Source organism: Paenibacillus daejeonensis DSM 15491, assembly GCF_000378385.1.
GTDB classification, from domain to species: Bacteria; Bacillota; Bacilli; order Paenibacillales; family Paenibacillaceae; genus Paenibacillus_D; species Paenibacillus_D daejeonensis.
The window spans coordinates 1-24,818 of record NZ_KB899668.1 but is presented as its reverse complement, the minus strand read 5'-3'; the positions used below and the strand labels follow the sequence as shown (position 1 = coordinate 24,818).

The 24,818-nt window shown below is 55.4% G+C and carries 21 protein-coding genes; 4 read left to right on the top strand and 17 right to left on the bottom strand.

All coding sequences use genetic code 11. From position 1 onward, the window contains the following. Positions 1–42: 42 nt before the first annotated feature. The 5 genes from F556_RS0123310 to F556_RS0123285 form a co-directional block, all read right to left on the bottom strand. Positions 43–1,584 (bottom strand): extracellular solute-binding protein, encoded by a 1,542-nt coding sequence (locus tag F556_RS0123310; RefSeq protein WP_020619411.1) that lies wholly within the window; start codon positions 1,582–1,584, stop codon positions 43–45. A 198-nt stretch (positions 1,585–1,782) separates the two neighbouring features. Beyond that, on the bottom strand, positions 1,783–2,649 hold the full coding sequence (locus F556_RS0123305) for a carbohydrate ABC transporter permease (RefSeq protein WP_020619410.1): 867 nt from the start codon (positions 2,647–2,649) through the stop codon (positions 1,783–1,785). Between the two features lie 36 nt (positions 2,650–2,685). Continuing rightward, positions 2,686–3,663 carry an ABC transporter permease gene (locus tag F556_RS0123300; protein WP_020619409.1) on the bottom strand — a complete coding sequence of 326 codons (978 nt, stop codon included), beginning with the start codon at positions 3,661–3,663 and terminating at the stop codon, positions 2,686–2,688. Between the two features lie 555 nt (positions 3,664–4,218). Beyond that, a complete protein-coding gene (locus F556_RS0123290) occupies positions 4,219–4,887 on the bottom strand; it encodes a hypothetical protein (protein ID WP_020619407.1) in 669 nt (222 codons plus the stop codon). 8 nt (positions 4,888–4,895) lie between these two features. Next, positions 4,896–5,906, bottom strand: coding sequence for an SMI1/KNR4 family protein (locus tag F556_RS0123285; protein ID WP_425414015.1), 1,011 nt, complete (start codon positions 5,904–5,906; stop codon positions 4,896–4,898). A 163-nt stretch (positions 5,907–6,069) separates the two neighbouring features. Here F556_RS0123285 and F556_RS0123280 point away from each other — a divergent pair, with 163 nt between their 5' ends. After that, positions 6,070–6,825: a hypothetical protein gene (locus F556_RS0123280; protein WP_169447630.1), complete on the top strand. Its 756-nt coding sequence runs from the start codon at positions 6,070–6,072 to the stop codon at positions 6,823–6,825. Positions 6,826–6,892: 67 nt separating this feature from the next. Here the strand turns inward: F556_RS0123280 and F556_RS0123275 are convergent, their stop codons facing one another. Beyond that, positions 6,893–7,339, bottom strand: a complete 447-nt coding sequence (locus tag F556_RS0123275) for a hypothetical protein (RefSeq protein WP_020619404.1) — start codon at positions 7,337–7,339, stop codon at positions 6,893–6,895. 180 nt (positions 7,340–7,519) lie between these two features. Here F556_RS0123275 and F556_RS0123270 point away from each other — a divergent pair, with 180 nt between their 5' ends. Next, complete coding sequence (locus F556_RS0123270) at positions 7,520–7,825, top strand: HNH endonuclease (protein ID WP_020619403.1); 306 nt, start codon at positions 7,520–7,522, stop codon at positions 7,823–7,825. 916 nt (positions 7,826–8,741) lie between these two features. On the opposite strand, the gene F556_RS0123265 is transcribed toward F556_RS0123270, so the two are convergent. The 10 genes from F556_RS0123265 to F556_RS0123215 all read right to left on the bottom strand — a co-directional run bounded on the left by F556_RS0123265 (position 8,742) and on the right by F556_RS0123215 (position 21,055). After that, positions 8,742–10,304: a glycoside hydrolase family 76 protein gene (locus F556_RS0123265; RefSeq protein WP_020619402.1), complete on the bottom strand. Its 1,563-nt coding sequence runs from the start codon at positions 10,302–10,304 to the stop codon at positions 8,742–8,744. A gap of 26 nt (positions 10,305–10,330) precedes the next feature. After that, positions 10,331–11,401 carry a glycoside hydrolase family 76 protein gene (locus F556_RS0123260; protein ID WP_020619401.1) on the bottom strand — a complete coding sequence of 357 codons (1,071 nt, stop codon included), beginning with the start codon at positions 11,399–11,401 and terminating at the stop codon, positions 10,331–10,333. Further along, positions 11,401–12,459, bottom strand: a complete 1,059-nt coding sequence (locus F556_RS0123255; RefSeq protein ID WP_020619400.1) for a glycoside hydrolase family 76 protein — start codon at positions 12,457–12,459, stop codon at positions 11,401–11,403. Before F556_RS0123255 ends, F556_RS0123260 begins: the two co-directional genes overlap by 1 nt. Positions 12,460–12,491: 32 nt before the next feature. Continuing rightward, a complete protein-coding gene (locus tag F556_RS0123250; RefSeq protein ID WP_020619399.1) occupies positions 12,492–13,379 on the bottom strand; it encodes a carbohydrate ABC transporter permease in 888 nt (295 codons plus the stop codon). Between the two features lie 13 nt (positions 13,380–13,392). After that, positions 13,393–14,280 (bottom strand): carbohydrate ABC transporter permease, encoded by an 888-nt coding sequence (locus F556_RS0123245; RefSeq protein ID WP_020619398.1) that lies wholly within the window; start codon positions 14,278–14,280, stop codon positions 13,393–13,395. Between the two features lie 76 nt (positions 14,281–14,356). Further along, positions 14,357–15,664, bottom strand: a complete 1,308-nt coding sequence (locus F556_RS0123240; protein ID WP_020619397.1) for an ABC transporter substrate-binding protein — start codon at positions 15,662–15,664, stop codon at positions 14,357–14,359. Positions 15,665–15,691: 27 nt separating this feature from the next. Next, positions 15,692–16,990, bottom strand: a complete 1,299-nt coding sequence (locus F556_RS0123235; RefSeq protein WP_020619396.1) for a glycoside hydrolase family 125 protein — start codon at positions 16,988–16,990, stop codon at positions 15,692–15,694. A 565-nt stretch (positions 16,991–17,555) separates the two neighbouring features. Then, positions 17,556–18,713: a GntR family transcriptional regulator gene (locus F556_RS0123225; RefSeq protein WP_020619395.1), complete on the bottom strand. Its 1,158-nt coding sequence runs from the start codon at positions 18,711–18,713 to the stop codon at positions 17,556–17,558. 133 nt (positions 18,714–18,846) lie between these two features. Continuing rightward, a complete protein-coding gene (locus tag F556_RS0123220; RefSeq protein WP_020619394.1) occupies positions 18,847–20,274 on the bottom strand; it encodes an NAD-dependent malic enzyme in 1,428 nt (475 codons plus the stop codon). Further along, positions 20,264–21,055 (bottom strand): fumarylacetoacetate hydrolase family protein, encoded by a 792-nt coding sequence (locus F556_RS0123215; RefSeq protein WP_020619393.1) that lies wholly within the window; start codon positions 21,053–21,055, stop codon positions 20,264–20,266. Before F556_RS0123215 ends, F556_RS0123220 begins: the two co-directional genes overlap by 11 nt. Positions 21,056–21,179: 124 nt before the next feature. Between F556_RS0123215 and F556_RS0123210 the strand changes: the two genes are divergently transcribed. Beyond that, positions 21,180–22,073: a LysR family transcriptional regulator gene (locus F556_RS0123210; RefSeq protein ID WP_020619392.1), complete on the top strand. Its 894-nt coding sequence runs from the start codon at positions 21,180–21,182 to the stop codon at positions 22,071–22,073. Here F556_RS0123210 and F556_RS0123205 read toward each other — a convergent pair whose 3' ends face one another. Continuing rightward, entirely contained in the window at positions 22,074–24,263 is a 2,190-nt protein-coding gene (locus F556_RS0123205; RefSeq protein ID WP_020619391.1) for a malate synthase G, read from the bottom strand. It lies immediately after the preceding gene. Between the two features lie 369 nt (positions 24,264–24,632). On the opposite strand from F556_RS0123205, the gene F556_RS34985 reads away from it, so the two are divergent. Beyond that, positions 24,633–24,818: transposase (locus F556_RS34985; protein WP_211222627.1), on the top strand; the 186-nt coding region annotated here is incomplete at its 3' end.

The following is a 24,818-nucleotide window of genomic DNA, read 5'->3' as shown; positions in this document are numbered from 1 at the left end:
AGGCGACAGGACAAGCAGCTTGCGCTGCTATCCCTGATGCTGCTATTGACTCTTGCGGCTCTGGTAATCGGCATTCATTTCCTCGGCCATTTTTACAAAGTTGGCGTTGGCTTGCAGCCGTTCCACATAGGCATCCCAGGCCGTGATGGGCTCGGAGCCCAAAATAATCTTGGTCTTCATATCCTGCAGCTCCTTCAGCAGCTCCGGCTGATAGGTCTGTGCCGTCTCGGAGTACACCCCGATACTGACATCGACCGAGCTGGTTTGCTCCTTCTCATCCTGGATGCCGCGGTACAGATCCTGAGCCTCTTGCGGGAACCAGGGCTTCGAGGTGCTGTCGTAGGGATCGGCGACATAGACGATTTGGTTGTAGCTCTCGATCGCGTCGGATTGAATTTTGGCCGTATCCAGAACGACCTCGCCATTTTCTACCGTATGATGAACGCCCTCTACACCTTGTCTGTGCAGCTCGAATACTTCATCGGTTACCCACGTGTCGTAGACGGCGAGAATCTGGCGCACTTTCTCCTCCGGCACCGAGCGCGGAATCGCGTTGATTCCCGAGAAGCCAGGGCCTGCAGGGTTGTGATCATTAATCTGTGTAATCGGCACCAGATCGGTCATCTCCATCTCCGGCCAGATCTGCTTCATCGGCTGAATATAGGTCTCATACGCACCCGACTTCTCCGCGATCAGTCCAGCTCTGCCCGATTGGAACAGCTCCCTTACCTGACTGACCTTCAGCGATGCCAGGTCCGGCGGGAACAATCCTTCCTGGTAGCCGCGGGCCATATACTCCAGCGCCTCGCGCATCTCCGGCAGTAGCGCCGCGAACACTAACTCGCCATCTACATCCTTCCACAACACGGAGCCGCTGGACTGTCCGGTCGTTTGCAGGAAGATCTGCTCGAACAAGCCCATACTGCCCATATTCTCAGGATTGACGTAGCCGGCATAGGCAATCGTATCCTGCTGGCCATTGCCGTCCGGGTCCTGCTCCTTGAAGGCCTTCATCACGTCATACAGCTCATCCGGCGTGGTCGGCATATCCAGACCCAGGTTCTCAAGCCAATCGGCACGAACCGTGAAGAACGTATCGGCTTCGGCCGGTCGTGGACGCGGAATGCCATAATTGCCGTCATTGATGCGTGTCAGCTCCCAAGCCGTGTCTGTCAGCGTCCCCATTAGGTTCGGATAGTCCTCCAGGAACGGCGACAGATCCCAGAACGCACCCTGATTAACTGCCGTGCGGAAGGTCGAGCTGAACGGATCACCGATGTAGACGATATCCGGGAGATCGCCCGACGCCAGGGTAACATTCAGCCGGTCGGGATAGTTATTGGCCGATACCCATTGAATATCCAGCTTGGCATTCGTGACCTCTTCGATCTTCTGCTGTACTTCATTATTGCTCGGTGGTGGCGACGGCGTGAAGAAGACACTCATGATCGAGATATCCACTGGCCCATCCTCACTTCCAGACGATGAACCGCTTCCATTTCCACCACTGCAAGCCCCCAGCACCAGCGACGACGCCAACACGAGCATCCCCACCTTCAACGCTTTACCCTTTGCTTTATGCATATTAGACCCTCCTATTTATTTTTTACTTAGAAGTTTGATGTAAGTTCCGGAGAGGACGGAATCGATTCTGGAGAAGCGGAGCGCTCGCCTTTGTCCTCAGATTTCACCCCCTCCAGGGGTTAAAATCATCAGGAAATCTGAGGACAACAGCGATCGGAAGAATGATTCCGCTCCACGCAGGCCTCTTATATCATGCTTCTATCCCTTAATCGACCCCACCATCGCACCCTTCGCAAAATGCTTCTGCAAGAACGGATACACCATCACAATCGGCAAAATCGCGATAACAACAGCAGCCATCTTCAGCGTCTCCGACGGCGGCGGCTGGTTGAACGTTTCGCTCACCATACTGCTGCCCGACGCATCAACAAGCATATTCTGGAGCAGTACCTGAATCGGCCATTTGTCCGGTGAATTCAAGTACAGCATCGCATTAAAATATTGGTTCCAATACCCTACCGCGAAGAACAGGCCAAATGCGGCGATCGCCGGCATCGACAGCGGCAGGACAATTCGGAAAAACGCCGTAATATCATTACAACCATCAATCGCAGCTGCCTCATCGAGGCTCTCGGGGATGCTCTGGAAGAAGCCTCTCATGAGAATAACAAACCAGCCCGTCGAAAGCGAGACAAGGATGACGGCCCACAAACTGTTCAGCAGGCCGAGCTCCCGTACCAAGATATAGTTGGGAATAATGCCGGGCGTGAACAGAATGGTGAACAGAATCATCAGCATGATCGGCCGCCGCCCCTGCATTCTTTTGCGGGACAAGGCATAAGCCAAAGAGGACGTCACGATCAGCGAGCAAGCCGTACCTACAACTGCCAGAAAGGCACTCACACCCAGCGCTTGCGGAAAAGCAGACGTCGACAACAGATAGCGGTACGAATCGAGCGACCAATTCGTCGGGAACAACACCAAATCCTTGCTCAAATATTCAGCGGGATCGGTGAAGGAGACGATAACAACGTAGTAGATGGGAAAGATCGTAATTAAGCCGATCAACCCCAGGACAAGGATATTGGCGGTCTGAAACACCCGCTCACCCAAGCTTAGCTTCATAGAACGTACACCTCCCTTGGTTGAAACCTCGCAGCATTAGTAGATGCCCTCCTCGCCAGCTCGCTTCGCCAGATAGTTCGCCCCTAGCACAAGGACGAGGCCAACGACCGATTTGAACAGGCCGACAGCTGTACTGTAGCTGAACTGCCCCTGCTGAATGCCCACTCGGTACACATAGGTGTCGAACACCTCCGCCACATGCGAGACCGCGCCATTGTACATCAGGAACACTTGCTCGAACCCGACATCCATCATATCCCCCAGACGCAGAATCAGCAGGATGACGATCACCGTACGGATTGAAGGCAGCGTCACGTGCCACATTTGGCGCAATCTGCCGGCTCCGTCCATTTTGGCCGCTTCATATTGCTGTTGGTCGATACCCGCGATGGCTGCCAGGAACAGGATGGTTCCCCAGCCGGCCTCCTTCCAGATCGATTGGCCCGTGAGCATGAACCAGAAGATATTCGGATCAGTCAGGAACGGGTACGGATCTTGTCCGAAGAAGACCAGCATCTTGTTAATGATGCCTTCGCCCTGGGAGAACATCAGGAATGTGAGACTGAAGATGATAACCCAGGATAGGAAGTGCGGCAGATAGAACACCGACTGCAATACCCGCTTGTACAAAACGCCGCGCAACTCGTTGAGCAGTAGTGACAAAATAATCGGCAGCGGGAAGAACAGCGTCAGGTTCAGTAGGTTGATGGCCATCGTGTTCCGGAACAGCAGCCAGAAATCCGGATTAGAGAAGAAGCGCCGGAAATGATCAAAGCCAACCCAGTTGCTGTTGAATACCCCCGCATACGGGGAGTAGTTTTGGAAGGAGATGACGATCCCCCACATCGGCAAATACTTGAATATCAAGAAGTACAGGATACCCGGCAGCGCCAGCAAATAAAGATATCGGTTCTTGCGGACGGCGCTGATAAAGGATGAGCGGGTGCGGAGCTTTTTGGTTTCCCTGCTTGCGGAGCCGCTTCCTGAGATGTGGCCAAGTTCCGTCTTTTGCATGGGACACCGCCTTTCTGTCGTAATAGCTGGTTGGTTTGTCATTTGTGCTCTATGCGATGAGCAGGTGTTTCATAGGTAGAATTGATTGCGCTTGCACGATCACAGCTCAGGTCGCGTCGTCCTCCATTCGGGGAGTGTGTTGACGCTGCGATCGGTTCGCTTGTTACCCAGCATAGAGGGTCTGCCTTTGACGCACAACCGGACATTTTTGAACGGGCTAGGCATGCGGAAAATAACCACTCAGCCGCCAATTTCTCTTTTTTTGACGGCTTGCACTTCCTTGACCAGGCGGCGAAAACCCAGTGCTGGCGCGGGTTTAAGCTAGTGCAAGGTTGTGTAGAGGAAGAAAGGTGCGCTACAGCAGACGGCATGCAGGAGTACGAGGAAATAAAGGAACAAAGGTGCGCTACAATTGGTGGATGATGGGTGTGTGAGTAAATAGAGGAACAATAGTGCGCTACAGCTGGCGGATTGACGGGGGGCGAGTAAATAGAGGAACAATGGTGCGCTGGAGCCGCAGGTGGTTGCAGAGGGCAACGCACCTGCCTTGCCGGTTCATGAGGAGCTGAACCAGTACCAGTTCGGACCGAACTGCTTCAACTCCAGCAGCTGCGTAATGCCGAAGGCCAGGTCATCAGGCGGACTGCCGTCAGCCGAGTAGACGAAGCCGGACATGCTGCCGATGATGCCGCGGTAGGTAAAGAAGAGAACTTGCAGATTATCATCTATCTCATGGACGACAATTTCACCGCCGCCTCTGGAGAGATGGCGATAGTCGCTGGGCAGTCGGATCAAGGCCGGATTGTGTCCGACATTAGGCTGAAGTTGGTCTTCTTGGACCATCTGCACTACGGTCTCCCGCTTCGCACGATGGGCACGATCATTCCATTCCACAGCGAGTGCATTGAAGGGAACAGTTAGTACCAGCACGAGCGTGACCAGTTGAATAATGAAGGGAATGCCTGTCCTGGCTCGGGAGGGCTGCTTGCTAACGATCAAGTAGACAAGCGTGGCAACACCAGTCCCGAGGAACACCGCCAGGCCCGCCAGCTCAATAAGAGGAAGAAAAAACGGGGTTACCCAATGAACTAGATGCCACCGGAACATTTGCAGCAATAATACTGCTAGTGAACTCCCCAGTGCCAAGAACAGCATGAGATTAAAATAAAACCGCTGCTGCTGGCGCCAGTAGTTCCGTTTTGCTTGATCCAACTCCTCTTCCATCCTGCCTCCTATTCTGCTGCGATGGCACGCAGCCGCTTAATCAAGGCTGTCTCCTCTTCCGCCGACGGAGCCAGATAACCGCCCTGCTCAACGATGCGACCACTCTGCAACCGCTCATCCAGCCAGTCTGTCACGAAGCCCGGCGCATAGCCGCGTGTACCAAATGGCTGTCCAAAGGCAATCATCTCCGTATAACGCTCCAGATAGTGCTCGCGGGTGGTCTGTGGATATTGATTGGTGAACAGCCACAGTTGAACATCGTATAACAATTGTGACCGTTCGTCGGCATGCAGGGCAAAAAAACCTTTTTCCTCTATCAAATCCGTACTGATCCTCCGGATCGCACCCTCGACATCTGCAACCTCCCTGACCGCGTCGCACAGCTCGGACAACAACGGGGAAAACGCAGCGTTCTGGGCCATCTCCAAAGCCTCCGCCTTGTCTTCTTCGGAGGTATCATACTCATCGTCATGCACTAGCCCTAATACGAAGGCAGCAAAGTTCGGTGCCAGCGGTGTGATGTGATAATCGCCTTCCTGATCGACATGGGCAACGGTAGGTTCGCCATCCGGACCGCAGGCGCTGTAATCCAACACGATCATGTCATGTCCGGCAGACGGACAATCTGCGAAGTAGACGCCGATATCCGGGTACCCCCACTCTTCCATCATAAATCGGCTGCCCAGCCCACCGCCCAGAGAATAATCTTTGTCACGGCCAATCCCCATGATCCCTGTAAGCGCTACGTGATCCTGCGCCCACGAGGTCGCTTCTGTTGTAGGGAAATTGGTGTTACGCGGAATTCCGCCGTTCTGCTGCTTCATGAGCGCAATGTACGAGGCTGGGAGCTTGTAGCCCAGCTCCTGTTCGATCTCCGCGATCAGCTCATCTGACGGCGGGTCGGATACATAGCTCTCCCGGGCATATTCACTGTCCTCCCAGAATTCATCCGGGTCCAGAGCCGCAAGTGCTGCGGCATCTTCCAATGGCTGTTTTACTTTAGCATCCAAAATGATCACTCCTATTAGGTATAGAGTTCGTATAATCGCTTTAACCAGCATACATCTTCTTCCATAAGATAGGCCATAGGTCAGACAGACCGTTTGACCGGGACGCCTTAACCTTAGCCCCTCTCCTCTGTTGGCAAGTGCTGCAATTCGCGGTATGCTCATTAGATATGAAATGCTGGATGAATTAGGAGAGGTGGAGTGGTTCATGTACGTCGTGTCTGGAAACCGAAGCATAGTGGAGGAATCAACGCTGGCGCAAGTCGAGTTGGTGTCGGGAGTTGTGCTGCCCAGCGCTTACCGATCTTTTCTGATGAAGTACGGCGAGGGAACTTATCGGGGTTGGATGAATGTGGCGAGGCCGGACGAGGAAGTGCTGAAGCCATTTGCCGAGTATGGGCTATGGGAGCATGACGACGACAGTCCGATTACAGAAGAACAAATTGGCAGCTGCGTCTCGCTGGGGACAAGCGTGGATGGTGACTTTCTCGCCGTGCATCCTGAAGTGGAAGGACTACTGTGGCTCCCCCGCCACAACGACCGAATCTCCCTGCTGCAGCCAGCGGACGGTGACTATCCCACCATGCTTGATGCCATTTATCAGCGTGTATATGAGAGGTCCGCTGCAGAGCCGTCGTGGTTCGAACCCTGGTATGAAGAAAGGACCGTACAGTTCTATATCTTCACCAAAGAGACGCGTAAGCTCTCCCTTCCCTCACTTGCCCAAGCAGCCCGTGAACGCTGGCATCCAGACTTCATCATCGAGAACGAGTACAGCTGCAAGCTATTCTACAGGCCGCTCGGAGGCTACCTGCGTTTCAACTATGCCACGGAAACGGAAGTAGCGGTACTTATGGATTGCGTGACATCACCTCTGATTCCAGAGATGACGGCTTGGCTGGAACAACACGGTGGGCGACGGATGTCTTGAGGACCTTTGCCCGTAAGCATGTACGATAACTAGAACAGGGCAGACACGGCGAGCAGGGGAACAGCCCTTAAAGGCAGTTCTCCTCTACCTCCACCCGCTCATTGTGAATCGTGACATCGGTATAGCCGGATACATACTCGGTGTAGGAGCAGACGGTAGTCTGGACCTCTTTGCCATTGGCATCCGTATACCGCATGTAAATCCCGCCCTCACCGCGATGCGATAATTGAGGTTTAAAAACGCGCTTGCGTCCACTCCCGATCTCACCAGATTTCGGCTGCCAGGAGTCCCCTGTCACGAGTTGACCGGACTGACCGGTTACAAGAGTTCCTATTTCCACATTCGTCATCGCTTGTTCTGATCGGTTGTCGACAGTTAGCGAGAAGCTCTGAAAGTCCCGTCCCCATTGTAGAGGGTTCCCTCCCACGCTCACGACAATGAGCATCACGACGGCGATAACAGCTGCAGTTGACAGTCCCATCCACAAACTAAAGACCCTAAGCCTCTTTCCCATCCTCACTCCCCCTTTACCTAGTCTATTATTGCGACGCATAGCAAGAAATCGAGCTTGATTAGTTAATGGACGATTCTCCCAGGTTGAAGGTTCAATGCGATGCATGCGGATTGGATTTCTGCCGTTTGAAACGATATACTGATGGCAAATCCCGACCATCTGAGGAGGCGCTACAGTCCCGTGAGCCACGATACCCAAGACCAGTGTGCGTTATGCGGACGCCATCCGCTCAAGACGACCGTCCACCATCTGATACCCAAGGAGAAGGGCGGCGCCGGTATGCCTACTGCTGATATCTGCAGCGCCTGTCATCGTCAAATCCATGCTCTGTATACCAATCGCGACCTCGTAGATCGCGAGCTGACCACCGTAGCCGCACTACAGGCTGATCCCGAGATGGCCCGCTTCCTGAAGTGGATCGCCAAGCAGCCACTCAGCGTCAACCCGCGCGTACGCAAGTCCGAGCGCGTGAAGCGGCACCGCTGAGCGATCGGGCGCAAGCCTTATGGACCCAACCGGCTTGCATACTGGCATCCTAGCAGCGGATTCAGCAGCAATGTGGCATTGGAAAACCGGCGCTGGTTAGAGTTCGACGCCGCAGTAGGCGCTACAAGGAAAGTTTCTTTCGTTGGAGTGAGGTTCGACGGCGCGGTAGGCGCTACAAGGAAACTTTCTTTCGTTGGAGCGGGGTTCGACGGCGCGGTAGGCGCTACAAGGCAAGTTTCTTTCGTTGGAGCGGGGGGGCGTCGTCGCAGTAGGTGCTGCAAGGAAAGTTTCTTTCGTTGGAGCGTGGCTCGACGGCGCGGTAGGCGCTGCAAGGCAAGTTTCTTTCGTTGGAGCGGGGGGCGTCGTCGCAGTAGGCGCTGCAAGGCAAGTTTCTTTCGTTGGAGTGAGGTTCGACGTCGCGGCAGGTCCTGTAAGACAAGTTTCTTTCGTTGGAGCGGGGTTCTGCCGTGTGTGCAGGACCTTCAACTATAGCTCGGATGGCGGCGTCTCAGCGCACGCAGCGGTGGCCGACAGATGCAGCAGCTGAGCGTATGAAAACGGCAACGAACAAGTGCAGCAGCTGAGCGTATGAAAACGGCAACGAACAAGTGCAGCAATTCGACGGACGCTTGCCCAAGAGACGGCAGGTTCATTAAGCACGAAAAATCGTGTTTATTTTGACCAATGTACAGGAATTGGCCTAATAAACACGATTTTTCGCATACATTCGAGGAAAAAATCGATTTCACGGCAAATAAGTATGAAATTTCGAGTTTATTTGTCCCGCCCCCTCTCTGCCGAAACCACAAAAACACCCCGCCTAGTACAGGCGAGGTGGTGGGATGCAGTTCGATTGTGTTCATAGACATCACAGACTGCATTGAGCACACAGGATCGTAAGTCCTCAGCCAGCCCCCTACAATCCGCTCAGCAGATCCACGTTCAGGAAGTTGCCGTTGCCCCTTGAACTATCATACCCAAGCTGGATCGTGTTGGAGCCAGCGTTGAGCGGAACGGTCACCGTAACGGTGTTCCAGCTGCCCCAGCCCGAGGTACCGCTGAAGCTCAGATTGTTGGCGACATAGACGCCATTCACGCGCACATACCGCGAGGCATTGCCTGCGCCTGCGGCATAGCGGAATGTAATGGTACGGTTGCCTGCAGTGTTTTGGTTGACGTAAAAATCCAGCGAGGTGCCGCTCGTATTCCAGCCAGCCACATAGCCCCGGCCAGTGTAGCCGCCCTGTGTGCTCTCATTAATCATACCGCCGCCACCGACGAGGGTGCGCCGGGCATTCTCTGCCTCATAAGCGCCGTTACCGGCAATGTACCCCGTATAGTTATCCGGCGGCGTCAACTGCAGGATCGAGGCGCCCGCTGCCGCAGCCAGGCTCTGGACATAGCTCGAGCCAGTCGGACGAAGCCAGTCACTGCCGATAATATTGTCGCTGGTGCGGCGGTGATTCCAGGCCTGGGTCGCATTTTGCTGCAGGAAATTCAGATATTGCGACTGTCCGCCAATCACACGCAGCCGGTTGAGATTGCGTGCGAAGATCATTTTGAAGCCAGCGCCGTCATTCTCCCCCTCGTACAGGAGAGTTTGCGCAGAGACCAGATTGTTGATGGCATACGTGGCAGCCGTGTTGGCATCGGTAATGTAGGCGTTATTGCCCGTCACTTGGTACAGCGATACCGCAGCGCCGAGGTAGTTGCCATAGTTGTACGTGAAGTCCCAGTCAATGACCGTACCTGCTCCCGGCCCCTCCAGATGGTCGTTGATCTTGCTGCCGGAGACGAGCTTGGTTTTCACCCAGTTGTAGATTTGCGTCGCTTTGGTCAGATAGGCACTGTTGCCCGTCGCTTGGTACAGCTTCACCGCAGTCATGACCATGGGCGCGTTGGTGGCTACATTCTTCTGGGCATTGGAGGACACATTGGGGTTATGCGCATCGCGCCGCCACCAGATGCCGCCGCCGTAGTAGCTGGTATCCCACTCTTCATAGATTTTATCGAATAGAAAAGAACCCCGGTTGCGGTACTCCGCCGTCCCCGTCAGCTCGTAGGCCCGCAGACAAGCGAGCGCCCACCAGCCGAGATCGTCGTTGAACACATTTTGCATCATATCTGGATACTTGGCGTTGAACCCGGCATAGATATCATCGATCAGAGTACGGTAAGTTTGGCTGCCTGTCCGCTCATACGCGTCCATGACAGTCTCCCACAGCTGGGCGCCCCACCAGAAGTCCGTATACAGACCGCCGTTGGGGCCGTGCGCATGCTCGGGGTGAATCTGGTGATCACTGTTGGTGTAGAAGTACTTGGCCGATGGATCGTAGAAGACATTAATGAACGCCTGCATGGCGTCATGGGCATTAGCTGCCGTGAAGGCCTCCGCCTTGCGGCTGCCAACGGGGCCCAGCAGTGAAAGAACGAGCAGACAAGACACGATGAGGGTGATGCGTTTGTTCCAAACGATCATGAACACACCTCTTCTCCAAAGGATGGTTAACCGTTGCTTGTGTCGCTCCCATGATGTGTCGTGATGCGGGCAAGCGCTTCAATCAGCATGACGCTGCTCAGCTGTACGCTCAACTGGACGGGTCCGCTGGGCCGCTGCTCCCAGGCTGGACCAGTAAGACCGGACTCGTGATCCAGACCTGCTGACCACAGCTGCTCGCCATTATGCAGCAAAACCTCCTGCCACTCCTCCGCCTCCCCCGTTCGCAGCATCAGCTCAGTGAGATAGCGGATCATGATACCCTTGAACAATCCCGTATCGTCGATGCCTTCATCAGGCAGCATTCCACTCTGCGGATGGACATACCGCTGGCGTGCCGTCGCTGCCGTCTGGCGGGCATCTGCCAGATACGCCACCTCGCCTGTGCAGGCATGCATTTCTACCCCGGCGCCGATCATGACGCCCTGGCAATACGTGAAGGTCCAGTCCTTGTCGATTACACCATCGCCGAGCCGGTTGATGCCATCCCAGACGAAGCCAGTCTGCGGGTCCACGAGGTGCTGTCGGTTCCAGGCATAGATCCGTCGCGCCCACGCCAGGTCCTCGGGATCGCCGAACCGCTGATGTAGCCGAGCGGCCAGGATGGCCGCGGGAGCATTGGCGGGCGTGTTCTTGTAATCCAGCTGGTCCTTTTTCCAGGCCATGCCTCCACCCTGATGCTCGTTCCACGCGGTGCGGATATCCGCCCACAGCTCCAGCACCTGGGCGCGGTACGTGTCTTCTCCTGTTGCGTCATAAACCCGGAGCAGCGCCAGCGCAAGCCATTCCATATCATCGTAATAATTGTGCAGGAAGGTGTAGCCGTTGACCCGGTACAGATGCTCCGCCAAGGCCCGAATCCATTCCAGATACTTGGCTTCCTGCGAGCGTTCGTATCCGTCCATCCAGACGTCGATCACATGCGCTTGCCACCAATAATAGAAGTTCTCGCCGGGCTGCGCAGCCTCTAGTGGGTACCACTGCGCCAGAATACCCGTGCTCGCATCATGATAGTTGGCGTACAGCCGCTCCTGGAGCCAGGCCGCGCGTTCGTCCCAGCAAGACATCCCAATCCCCATCACCTCCCCTCCAGTAAGGCTGCCGCCTCCAGCAGAATCACGCCGCTCAGCTGGGTGCTGAGCTCGACTTCGCCTGCTGGCTGCTCATCCCAGGCTCCACCGAACAAAGTAGCACCCTCGCCGCTCGCTTGCCACAGCGCCTGGGCGTTCGCATACAGAACCTCTGCCGCATCACTGTCGGCGTCTGGTAGCAGAGCCAGATGGCCACCATAGCGGGCGAGAATGCCTTTGAACAACCCGCCGTCACCCGTTCCCTCCGCCGGGAATAGCCGGTCCGGCTCTCGCGTAAGCTCTGCCAAGGCCGCCCGCCAGGTCTGCTCAGCATCCCGCTTGTACTGGGACTCGCCAGTGAGACGGTACAGCTCCACAGCCGCGCCAATATATACACCCTGGCAGTACGTAAACTTCCAGTCCTTGTCAATGACTCCATCCTGCTGACGGTTCATGCCGTCCCACACAAAGCCCGTCTCGGGATCGACTAGCGACTGCCGGAGCCAGCGGTAGATTTTCTCGGCCCATGCCAGATCGGCAGGATCGCCAAACGCTTCATAGAGCCGGGCCGCCAGAATGGCAGCCGGGGCATTGGCGGGTGTATTTTTATAATCTAGCTGTGACTTCTGCCAGGCAATGCCCCCACCCATGTGGTCGTTCCAGCCAGTCTGGATATCCGCCCACAGCAGCAGCGCCGCCTCCTTGTATCTGGCTTCGCCAGTTGCCCGGTGCGCCCGCAGCCAGCCGATCGCCATCCATTCCATATCGTCGTAGAGCGGATTGGGCCAGACACCGCCATTGCGGGTTAGCAATCCGTCGTAGAGCTCACTAAGCCTCTGTGCATAACGGGGATCTCCCGTCCGCTCCAGCCCGTCTGTCAGCGCCTCGACCGCATGCGCCATCCACCAATAGTGGAAGATGGTATTGCATTCGCCATTTGGACAGGGGCTCTGGATGTTGTACATCCGAATCGATGGATTCCAATACCGCTCCTCCAGCATGCGCTGCGCCTCATCTGCTCTTGCCTGCCACAGAGTTGCTGTCATCTCATGTCTTCGTTCATTCATCATTAGGTTCTCCTTCCAGACAAGGGGGTTCGCTAGCCTTTGACGCCACTGAAGGCAATGCCCTGGACAAAATAACGCTGCAACAGCAGAAACAGCACCAGTATCGGCGCAATCGCCACAAGCGCACCTGCCATCATCGGGCCGAAATCAGTCTGATAGTTGTAGGAAAAGGCCTGCAAGCCCATTTGGATCGTGTGTTTCTCTGGATCATTTAGCACGATCATCGGCCACAGAAAGCTATTCCAGCCCGCTTGAAACGTGAAGATACCCAGGGTCGCGAGGGCCGGAGCGGTCAAGGGCAGATAGATGCGCCAGAAGATACGGAACTCACCCGCTCCCTCAATTCGTGCCACCTCCAGCATGTCGCCGGGGAGCGAGACGAAGAATTGGCGCATGAAGAAGACGGCGAACGAGCCCGAAGCACCAGGGAGAATGACACCCCAGATTGTGTTCATGAGACCATAGCCGCCCTCGCCCATCAGATTGTTGCCGCCGAGCAGCGGGAAATGCTGCAGCACGTACACACTCGGAATCATCGTGACGATGCCGGGAATCATCATGGCCGCCAGCAGAATACGGAACAGCGGCTGATTAAGCCGGAACTTCAGCTTGGCAAACGCATACCCGCTAAGGGAACCGAAAAACAGGTTGAATAGCACCCCCAGCACAGCCAGCACAAACGAGTTCCAGAAGTAGAGCCCGAACGGGACTGTCGTAAATGCCTTGACGAAATGATCGAAGGTGATCGACGTCGGAATCCATTGGATCGGAATCGTGAAGATCTCTTCATCCGGCTTGATCGCGGTCAGCAAGCTCCAGTAAAACGGCAAGAACATGACAATGGCAATAATAGCGCTGAATAAATAGAAGCCGGTGCGTCTAAGCGCCTTGGCTCCGGTTAACTGACCGGTTGTCTCCATCTGGGTCCACCTCCTATATCACCGACTCTTCCGCTTTGGTGATTCGCATGTTGATAAGTGAGAAGATCAGAATCGCCATCGCAAGGACAAAAGCCTGGGCGGAAGCATAGCCCATCTGCAGTTGATTGAAGCCTTGCTGGTATATCAGATAGACCGGTGTCTTGGTCATATTGGCCGGGCCGCCCTGGGTCAGAACAAAGGCCTGGTCGAACAATTGGAGCGCCCCGATAATCGCCATCGTACTGACGAGAAATGTCGTTGGCCTGAGCTGCGGCCAAGTGATGTAACGGATCATATCCCAACGATTGGCGCCATCAAGGCGAGCCGATTCATACAGATGACCCGGTACGCCTTGCAGTCCGGCCAGATAGATAATCATGTTGGAGCCGACCGACTGCCAGAGCGTCACAAGAACGATCGCCATCATGGCCGTCTCGGTCTGGGCAACCCACGCCGGTCCCGTAACGCCAATATACGACAACAGTCCGTTGACCAGCCCGAACTCCGGATGTAGGAGCCACAGCCATACCGTCGCGGCGGCAACGGCTGAGGTCAGTGTCGGGAGATAATATAGAGTCCGGAACAGCTTGACGCCGCGCCAGGCGTGGTTGACGAGCAGTCCCAGCCCGAAGGACACCATAATGTTCAGCGGTACGAAAATGACGGCGTACAGCAGCACGTTGCGGAAGGTCAGCCACAACAGGCTGTCGTCCAATAGTCTGCGATAATTGTCCCATCCCACCCAGTCCATGCGGCTGAGCACGTCATAGTTGGTGAAGCTCAGGTACAGCGCCATCACGACCGGAATCACCATGAAAATAATAAAGAGCAGCATGGTCGGCGCGATGAACAAGTACGCGGTTCTTGCCTGGTGACGCTCCAGCTTGTTGATTGCTGACATCGCGATTCCTCCTATCTCGAAGCGCGCCATCCGTCCCGATAGCCCCTTGTGGGTACTGGGACGGATGGCCTGCGGGTTACTCGACGACTTCGTTATCCTTGAGCAGCTTGTCGCCCTGCGTCTGCGACTTGGCGAGGGTATCCTCGGCACTCTGTTTGTTCTGGATGAACAGCTCCAGATTCGGAATCAGGCCATCGACTTCCATGACGGAGTAGCCGGGGTGCTGCGGCCGGATTTTGGCGAATTCCAGCGTCTCCAGGAACGGCTGCCACAGCGGATCATCCGCGAAGAACGGATCCTCCAGCGCTGGCTTGTAGCCAGGCAGGTTGAGTGAGGTCTGCGCCCACAGCATCGCGTTGTCCTTGTTGGCGAGCCACCATGTGATGAACTCCCACGCCTCATCCTTGTGCTTGGAGCCTTCAGGAATAACCAGTCCGAAGCCGCCCATGACGCTGGCCTGGTCGCCACTTGGTCCTGCTGGCGGTGGTACGATGCCGAAGTCGAGCTCACTGCCATATTTTTTATAGGTGCTGAGCATCCACGGGCCGGTAAAATGCATCGCCAGCTTGCCGGTCACGAAGGCATCCGTGCCTTCACCCAAGCCCTGCTCAAAGCCGATTTTGTACACCTTATCCTGGTTCATCAGCCGATCCCAGAATGACAGCACTTCCATCCCCTGCTCGTTGTTGAAGCTGGTCTTGCCATCCTCGGTAATCATCTGACCGCCTGCCTGCTGCAAATACATATTGAACAAGCCCGGATCGCTCATAGAGAATCCCGCCACCTCCAGCTTGTCACCATTCCACTTGGTGAGCGCCTTGGCAGCTGTCGCCAGCTCCTCCCAGGTGGTCGGCGGCTCCAAGCCCGCTTCCTCCAGCATGGTTTTGTTATAGAAGAGCGCCCGCGCATCCACTGTGAGTGGCAAGCCGTACAGCTTGTCGTCATAGGTTAATTCCTTCAGCGATTCCTCAAAATAATTGTCACGCTCCACGCCATCGCGGGCCATCAGCTCATCGATGGGATGCAGCACGTTTTTGGGTGCATAGAGCGATGTCCGCCAGCGGTCCCAGAACAGGATATCCGGCGTGCCGCCTGAGGTTGCGGAGGTCAGGAACTTGGTGATCATATCCTGTTGAAGCACATATTTGACGCGAATCTTGTCTTGCGATTCATTGAAGGCATTGACCATCGTCTCGAACTGGACCTGGCCTTCACCACCCCAGTCGCCCCAGAATGTTAACTCGACCGGCTTGTCACCCGAGCCGCCCTCAGTTCCGGGACTCGTGCCACCTTCACTTGTGCCGCCACCATTGTTGCCGCTGCAGCCTGCAATCATCGCCGCCGTCAGGACCGTCGCCGTCAAGGTCATCCATCGTTTTTTCATTGTGTTGCCTCCCTTTTTTTAGCTTATTTATATATTGCGAATCTTGTAGCCCAGTTGTAACAGAACCAGTTCACAGTACATCATGTTGGCCCAGGAGAACCATTCACGTGTATATTGGCTGGGATCATCCGCATGGAAGCCCTCGTGCATCATGCCCGTCCCGGCATCGGTGCGCTCCAGCAGCTCCAGAATCGCCTCCCGCTCGGCCGGGTCTGAAGCGGTCAGCCCTTGCATAGCCAGTGCGATTGGCCAGATGTATCGGTTCGGGGTGTGGGGACTCCCGATCCCGGAGGCTGCTTCGCCCTCGTAATAGTACGGATTGTCCTTGCTCAGCAGGAAGGCGCGGGTTCGCTGATAGAGCGCATCGTCCGCTGCGGCATAACCGAGATAAGGGATGGACAGCAGACTCGGCACGTTGGCGTCATCCATCAGATGATGGTGGCCCAGACCGTCCGTCTCATAGGCATAGATCAGGCCGTGCTCCGGATGCTGAATTATGGCATGCTCATGGATGCCACTCTCGATCTCAGCTGCGAGCTCTGCTGCCTCAGCGGCCAATACGGGGTCCTGCCAAATGCCGGTTGCGATCTCCGATACATAGCCAAGCACCACAACCGCAAACATATTGGACGGCACCAGATAGCCATAGGTGCAAGCATCATCGCTGGGGCGAAAGCCCGACCAGGTCATACCGGTAAAGACCGTTTCGCTGCCTTTGCCCTCCCGCACGAGTGTGTCGGTTGGCGGGCAATTGAGGCGCTGGAAGCGATAAGGCGACTGGGTCTCGTGATGCTGCTCCGTGCGCCACAGCTCCAGAATGGTCTGGACACCCTGCCGCATCGTGTCGTTGAATTGGGCGATCATACCTGTGTTCTTCCAGAGCAGGTAGGCGAGCTGAATGGGATAACAGAGCGAGTCAATCTCATACTTGCGCTCCCATACCAACGGGCTGCTCTCGGTCAGGTCCTCCTGATGGCCGCGTCCGTTCGCCGCCTGATTGAATGCGTTTGCATAAGGATCAGCAAGAATGAGCCGGAACTGACGCTCCACCAGCCCCCGAATCATCTCTGCGACTTCCTCATCTTCAGCAGCAGGGATGATGTACGCTCTCACCTGCGCGGTCGAGTCCCTCAGCCACATGGCCGGGATATCTCCTGTGATGACAAAGGTCGTGCCATCGTCCTCGCGCTGAATCGTTGTATTCCAGGTGTTCGCAAAGCATCGCTCGAATAGGTCCGCCCGTCTCGCGCCGGCCGGCAACCGTTCCCTCACGGCTGCGATCAGTCCCGACAGGGCGGTTGGCAAGGTACTGCGTTCGGTCTGCATGTCTGGTTCCACCGTCCATGTGATGTAATGTGTAACGCTTACACGAGTTAGTATATTGGCATATTAATATTATGTCAATGTTTATTTTACTTGTCGAAAATAATCAAATGATATACCAGATGGTTAGTATGTTACCGCGTAGGATTGTGCGGCCTCCGTCAGGAAAGCAGACCGATGGCGGTTGGCTAGCCAAATAGAGGAACAAAGGTACGTTACAGCGGGCGGTTGGCGGTTGGTCGAGCAAATAGAGGAAGAAAGGTGCGTTACAGCGGGCAGTTGGCCGTGTTGCGGGCAAATAGAGGAACAAAGGTGCGTTACAGCTGGCGGTTGGCGTTGTTCGAGCAAATAGAGGAACAAAGGTACGTTACAGCGGGCGATTGGCGGTGTTGCGGGCAAATAGAGGAACAAAGGTGCGTTACAGCGGGCCACCAGCGGGTTGCCGAGCAAATAGAGGAGCAAAGGTGCGTTACAGTGGGCGGTTGGCAGGGATGCGGGCAAAATAATAAAAGACTTCCCGCAGGAAGTCTTCTTTATTATTTGCATGCCGCGTAACTTGTGGGCCGCGCTAAATGCGGGCCGGGCCCGTGGATTCGCCGGGGACGAGCTTGGCGTCGAGCTGGCGCTTGTTGGGCACCGTCTCGCCCTTCATGATCCGCAGCACGTTTTCCACGGCCAGCTGGCCGATACGCTCCTCGTCCTGTCGAATATGCGTAAAGGCATAGCCCCCGCCAAGTGATGTCGGCGGCGAGTCGAAGCAGACAATGGAGTAGTCCTCAGGAATGCGCTTGCCCATTCGTTCAATAGCAGCCTTGGCCAGCAGGGCAATATTGTACTCAATTGCAAATACAGCCGTAATCGCCGGATGCTCCTCCAAATGTGCAATGATCATTGCGATATCTCGCTCAATGTTGGTGTCATTGAAGGAATTAGGCAGCGTCGAAGTCACATCATTAATCCATAATCCCCGGTCGACGATGATCCCCTGCTCAGCATGGGCTTGGATGAAGCCTTCAATCCGCTCCTCTACTGCAGTCGTGTCTGTCGGCGGCGGCGAGAGGAAGGCGATATGCCGGTGACCAAGGTCAAAAAGGTATTCCGTAGCATGTCTAGCAGCTGCCGCATGCGCCGTGGAGATTGAGGCCGCAGCGACCCCCTTGAGGTGGCGGTCCACCAGCACCAGCGGGAAGCGTTCGATGACCAGCTTCAGAATCTCAGCGTTGAAGTACTCCCCCTGCGCCGGGAATACGATCAGCCCGTCCACGCCAAGCTTGAGCAGCTTCTGAATTGAGGCTTCTTCATTGTCAGGAATGCCAAATGAGCGCCGCAGCACCAGGAAGCAGTCATGCGCGCGCGCGGCCTCCTCCATTCCGTAGATCAGCCCCGTGCCATAGCTGTTGCCAAAATCGGTAATGACCAGGCCGATCGTCTTCAGCTCCTCCGCAGGCGCTGCGGTCTTGCGTTCCTGCAGCGCCACGGCACTGTCCGCGAAGTCCCGCTCGGCGTCGGCCACGAATGAGCCCTTGCCCGGCTTGCGGATGATAAGCCGTTCACCAGCCAGTAGCTCCAGCGCTTTTTTGCTCGTAATCCGACTCACACCGTATTCGTCCGCCAGCTCCTTCTCCGACGGGATCCGGTCGCCAATCCCATATTTGGCCGTCAGAATATCCTGCTTCACATTCTCAAAGATTTTCTCGTACAACGGTTTGGACGATGTATCTTCCACCCTGAATCCCTCATTTCCATAACCCTACTGCCCAGTACGGCTCATAATAATATATCATGATATATTAAGATGTGGGTTTTGGCAACAATTAATCGGACACAAGACGACATACTGGCGCTCTCCAGCATTCCTATTAGGCCAGCGACTGCGACTCCACCCGAAATTCCGGCGGGATGCGGCGGGCGACCGAGCTCCGAATCGCCGCTTCAATGACGGCATCCCGGACTTTGAGGGCCACATTTTCGTTAAACAGGCTGGGAATAATGTATTGCTCGTTTCTCTCATTGGCGGTGACTACGGATGCAATGGCCATGGCTGCGGCCAATTTCATGTCGTCGTTGATACAGGTGGCCCGGCAATCCAGCGCACCGCGGAAGATGCCCGGGAAGCACAAGACATTATTAATCTGGTTCGGATAGTCACTGCGGCCGGTAGCCAGCACGCGTACATGAGGCGCTGCCAGCTCCGGGTCAATCTCGGGCTCGGGATTCGCCATGGCGAAGACGATTGGATCAGCCGCCATTTGCTTCAGATGCTCCACCGTCAACACGCCCGCACGGGACACACCGATGAACACATCCGCGGCGCGCATGGCATCCAGCAGCTCCCCTTCTTCGGAGCACAGCTGTGGCTGCTTGGCCAACCATTGCCAAGCCGGATTGCCATATGCGGTATACGGCCGCAACGGCCCTTCCCGGTCAACCGCCACCAGCCGCTGCACCCCTGCAGCGAGCAGCATCTTGCAGCACGCAAACCCGGCGGAGCCAATTCCATTCACAACCACCTTGACCTCTTCGATCCGCTTGCCGACGACCTTAAGCGCATTGAGCAGCCCCGCCAACACCACTACCGCCGTCCCATGCTGATCATCATGGAAGACCGGAATGTCCAGTTCCTCCGATAGTCGGCGTTCGATCTCGAAGCAGCGCGGCGCACTGATATCCTCCAGATTGATGCCACCGAATACAGGCGCAAGCTGCTTCACAGCGCGAATCAGCTCCTCTGTATCCTGGGTATCCAGGCAGAGGGGGAACGCATCCACATCTGCCAGCTGCTTGAACAGCATCGCCTTCCCTTCCATGACCGGTATGGCAGCCGTCGCCCCAATATTGCCAAGACCCAGCACCGCCGAGCCGTCCGATACTACCGCAACCGTGTTGCGCTTGATGGTCAGGGAGAATGCCTTCGCCGGGTTTTCCACGATAGCCTGGCAGACGCGGGCGACGCCGGGCGTGTACACCCGGGAAAGATCATCCCGGTTCTTGATCGGCATCTTGGCCGCAATGCTGATCTTGCCGCCGAGATGAACCAGAAACGTCCGGTCCGACACGTTGATCAGACGGATGCCAGGATACCGTTCAACAGCCTCCAATACTCGCGGGTAAGAACTGTCGGATACGTTGACCGTAACATCGCGAACGGTTTTCTCCTTGCCCGGCGAGATCACATCGACCGCTACGACATCGCCGCCTGCCCGGTTAATAATCGTGACGAACTCTCCAAAAGTAGACGACGCATGATCCATTTCAATTCGCAGGATGATACTGGTATTAATCGCCATTGCTTCCTCCTGCCGGAGCTGTAGCTACGGGGTTACTCAGTGAACCGATCCCGTCAATTCGACATTCGATCCGATCGCCCGCCCGCATCATGACGGCGCCAGCCGGTGTTCCGGTCAACAGTACATCACCGGGCACCAGTGTAACGTAGCGCGAGATTCGTGCGATCATCTCCGGGATGCTCATAATCATCCGCTCCAGTCCGCAGTTCTGATACTCCTTGCCATTGAGCGACGAGCAGACACGCACCGCATTCAGATCCAGCTCTGTCGTTACAAGAGGCCCTAGCGGCAGGAACGTATCCGCCGCCTTGCCCAGCGTCCAATGACCATCCGGATGAAAGAGGGAAAGCGCCGTGACATCATTGGCCACGCAGTAGCCGAAGATGTATCCCTCCGCTTCATCTGCCTTGATCCTCTGTGCCGTCTTACCGATCACCACCGCCAATTCCGATTCAAACTTCACTTCGTCCACGCCGGGCGGCAGCACGATGTCTGCTTCCGGCCCAATAACTGATAGCGCCGGTTTATAGAACAAGACTGGTACAGCTGGCAGTTCGTCTGGATGCGCCTCCCCTGGAGCCAGGTAGTTTTTGCCGAGACCAATAATTGAGCGAGGGACGAGGGGCGCTTCCAGTATCACCTCACCCAGCCTGTACTCCCCTTCAGCATATGACCACTGCGCCCACGGTTCACCTGTAATCTCCCGGATGCGCTCCTCGCTCTCCAATACACCCGATAACACGGGAGCCTGCTCACTCGCTCTGAATCGAACAAACTTCATATCTAGTCCTCCCTTTTACGAAAATACTGGCATTGTCACCGCCAGCTCCTATATACTACATCCATAACCTATTCGAATAGATGAGTCCATTTAATATGCCCTATCGACATAAGGAGGTCGTTCCATGGATATTCGCCAACTCCACTATTTCTCTGAAGTGGCGCGCCTGCTCAGTTTCACCAAGGCTGCGTCTGCGCTGCACCTCTCCCAGCCCTCGCTAAGCAAAGCCATCAAGCAGCTGGAGGACGAGTTGAATGTGCCGCTGTTCTATCGTTCCTCCCGGCAGCTGGAGCTGACGGATGCAGGAAAGGCTGTGTTAAAAAATGCAAAAGACGCACTGCAGGCCTTCGGCAATCTGACCTCGGAGCTGACCGACCTGCTGGAACTGAAGAAAGGCGAAATCCGGATTGGTATTCCGCCGATCATGGGTGCAGCCTTTTTCTCCAAGCTTATTAGCGCGTTCAAGAACACCTATCCGCTGATCGATATTACCCTGACTGAGGTCGGCACCAAATCCATAAAATCCCAAGTGGAGGACGGCAATCTGGATATCGGCCTGGTCTGCAGCCTGCCCCCTTCTACCGATAGCTTCGATTCGTTGCCGATCCTGAAGGACCCGCTCGTGGCAGTGGTTCCCGCCGACCATCCCTTCGCAGCCCGGCCCATGCTTCATTTGTCCGAGCTGAAGAAGGAATCGTTTATTTTGTACAAAAATGACTTCTCGTTGCACGACAGTATTCTCGAAGCTTGCCTGGCCAGCGGGTATTATCCAGCCATCGTCTGTGAGAGCTCGCAGAAGGACTTTATGCTGGAGATGGTCGAAGCCGGGATCGGCATTTCCTTGTTCCCCAGACGCATTGCTGACCAGTTGCACAATCACAACCTCGCCGCCATCCCACTTGAAGGAAACCCTGTCAGCCTGGAGCTAGGCATGATCTGGCGCAAGCATAAGCATTTGCCGTTTGCGGTGCGTGAATTCATTACGATTGCCAAGCAGCAATTGCAGATTCTCAACTAATTAGACGCGAGAGTGCTCCTGTCGCTGGGTGCGCTTGGCCTCCAGACGGCGGCGATGCAGAATCGGCTCAGTATAGCCATTGGGCTGATCACAGCCGAGGAAGACAAGATCGCAGGCCGCTTGGAAGGCAATGGAGCTCTCGACATCTGGTGTCATGGGGCGATAGGCGCTGTCGCCCGCATTTTGCCCGTCGACCACTGCTGCCATGCGGATCAACGCGTCCCGTACCTGTTCACGGGCAAAGAGTCCGTGACGGAGCCAGTTGGCAATATGCTGACTGGAGATCCGCAGGGTAGCCCGGTCCTCCATCAGGCCGACGTTATGCAGGTCCGGTACCTTGGAGCAGCCGATGCCCTGATCCACCCACCGCACAACATAGCCCAGAATACTTTGTGCATTGTTATCGAGCTCATGCGCCAGTTCCTCATCTGTCCAGGACGGATGTTCAACCTGTGGAATTTGCAAAATTTCATTTCTGTAGTCGTGTGCAATTCCACTCATTCTTTGCTGAATTTCATCCACATGAACCTGATGGTAATGCATCGCATGAAGCACGGCCGCAGTTGGCGAAGGCACCCAAGCCGTATTGGCACCGGCTTTCAGCTGACCAACTTTTTGCACAATCATATCGGCCATTAGATCCGGCATCGCCCACATGCCCTTACCGATCTGAGCATGTCCTCGGAAGCCAGCGGCAAGTCCGGTATGCACATTATTCTGCTCATACGCCTGCAGCCAGGCAGCGGATTTCATGTCCAGCTTCTTGATCATTGTCCCCGCCTCCATGGAGGTATGGATCTCGTCACCGGTGCGGTCCAGGAATCCTGTATTAATGAAGGCAATTCGTTCTCTTAATTCATAGATACAGGCATCCAGGTTGAGGCTGGTGCGACGTTCCTCGTCCATGAGTCCGATTTTGAGCGTGTGCCGCGGAAGCCCTAGCAGATCCTCCACCCGGTTGAACAGTCGATTGCTGAATGCCGCCTCCGCAGAGCCGTGCATCTTGGGCTTGACGATGTAGACGGAGCCCTGGGCGGAATTCCGGTAGCGTGAACGGCCTTGAAGGTCATGGAGGGCGATCAGACTGGTTACCACAGCATCCATCAGTCCTTCGAACACCTCTTGACCGTCCTCATCGAGAATGGCTTCATTGGTCATCAGATGGCCGACGTTGCGCACGAACAGGAGTGAGCGCCCCGAGAGCTGCAATTCTTCGCCCTCCGGCGATGTATAGGTCCGGTCTCCGTTCAGCGACCGGTGCACAAGACTGCCGGCCTTAGTGAAAGAGACGCTTAGATCCCCCCGCATCAGCCCCAGCCAGGCGCGGTAGACGCCAACCTTGTCCTCCGCGTCCACAGCCGCAACAGAATCCTCACAGTCCATAATTGTCGTCAGCGCCGCCTCCATGATGATATCCTTGACGCCGGCCTCATCCGAGCTGCCGATCCGGTCCTTGCGGTCAATCTGAAGCTCCAGGTGCAATCCATGCTGTCGCAGCAGCACCGCTTCCGGCTGGCCGGGATCGCCTTGGTAGCCTGCAAATGCCTCCAGGTCCTGCAATCGGGTGACCGTTCCATCCGCCAGTGTAGCCGTCAGCTCGCCAGCCTGAACATGATACTGGGTCACTCCGGCATGCGAACCCTCCTGCAGAGGAACGGTCTCATCGAGAAACTGCTTGGCGTACGCAATGACAGCGGCTCCGCGCACGGGATTATACTCTGGTGTACACGTCGCCCCATCCGTCTCGGGAAGCACGTCCGTACCGTACAGCGCATCATAGAGACTCCCCCACCGGGCATTGGCCGCATTCAGCGCATATCGAGGATTGTTGACCGGCACGACGAGTTGAGGGCCCGCTTGGCGCGTAATTTCCTCATCCACCCCGCTGGTTGTAATCTGGAAAGCATCCTTTCGCGGCTCCAGATACCCGATCTCCTGCAGGAATGCTTTGTAATCCTCGGTCTCCCCTGCCCCGCCTTGCTGTCTGTGCCATTCGTCAATCTGCGCCTGCAGTTGGTCGCGACTCACCAATAATGCCTTGTTCTCTGGCGTCATGTCATGGATAAGCTCCTCCAGACCGGACCAGAACTGCCCTGCGTCCAGTCCAGTTCCCGACAGTGCTTCCTTCATAATAAAGTCATACAGAACATCCGCTACCTGCAGCTTGCCTTGCTTTACATAGTTGCTCATGTCTGTTCCCCTCCCTTGATTACCCTCATCTTAAATCAGATTCTTCCATAAATAAAATATATATTTCGAATATTCAGTATGCCTTTCAGTTATACATAGCGTCTGTGTTGCTAAAACATAAAACAGAGAACCGTATATCATCACGGCTTCAGGACAGGCAAGCGCCAATAGGGAGCATATTTTCCGTTATCCGCTTCATATCGGGGGTGCTGCCTGGTTTGTGGAGCATATTTTCCGTTATTAGCAAACTAACCATTGGTTATCGATGATATACAGTAGTTTGTGTACCATGATTTGGAGTCTATCCAAAGCATAAAAAAGAAGGGTATTCTCGGGAGTGACGAAACCACCAAGAAAGGACCCTTCTCGATGACTACTATAACCCAAAGCACACTGAATGAGCTAGTTGAAAATCTTGTTACTGACTTCGTGAAAAACACGCTGGAGACCATCATGCGAGCAGAGATCCAATCGCATCTGGAGGAGAATCAAGACGGACCGCACAACAGTCGAAATGGTTACTACAAACGAACGCTCCATACGAAATTCGGCCAC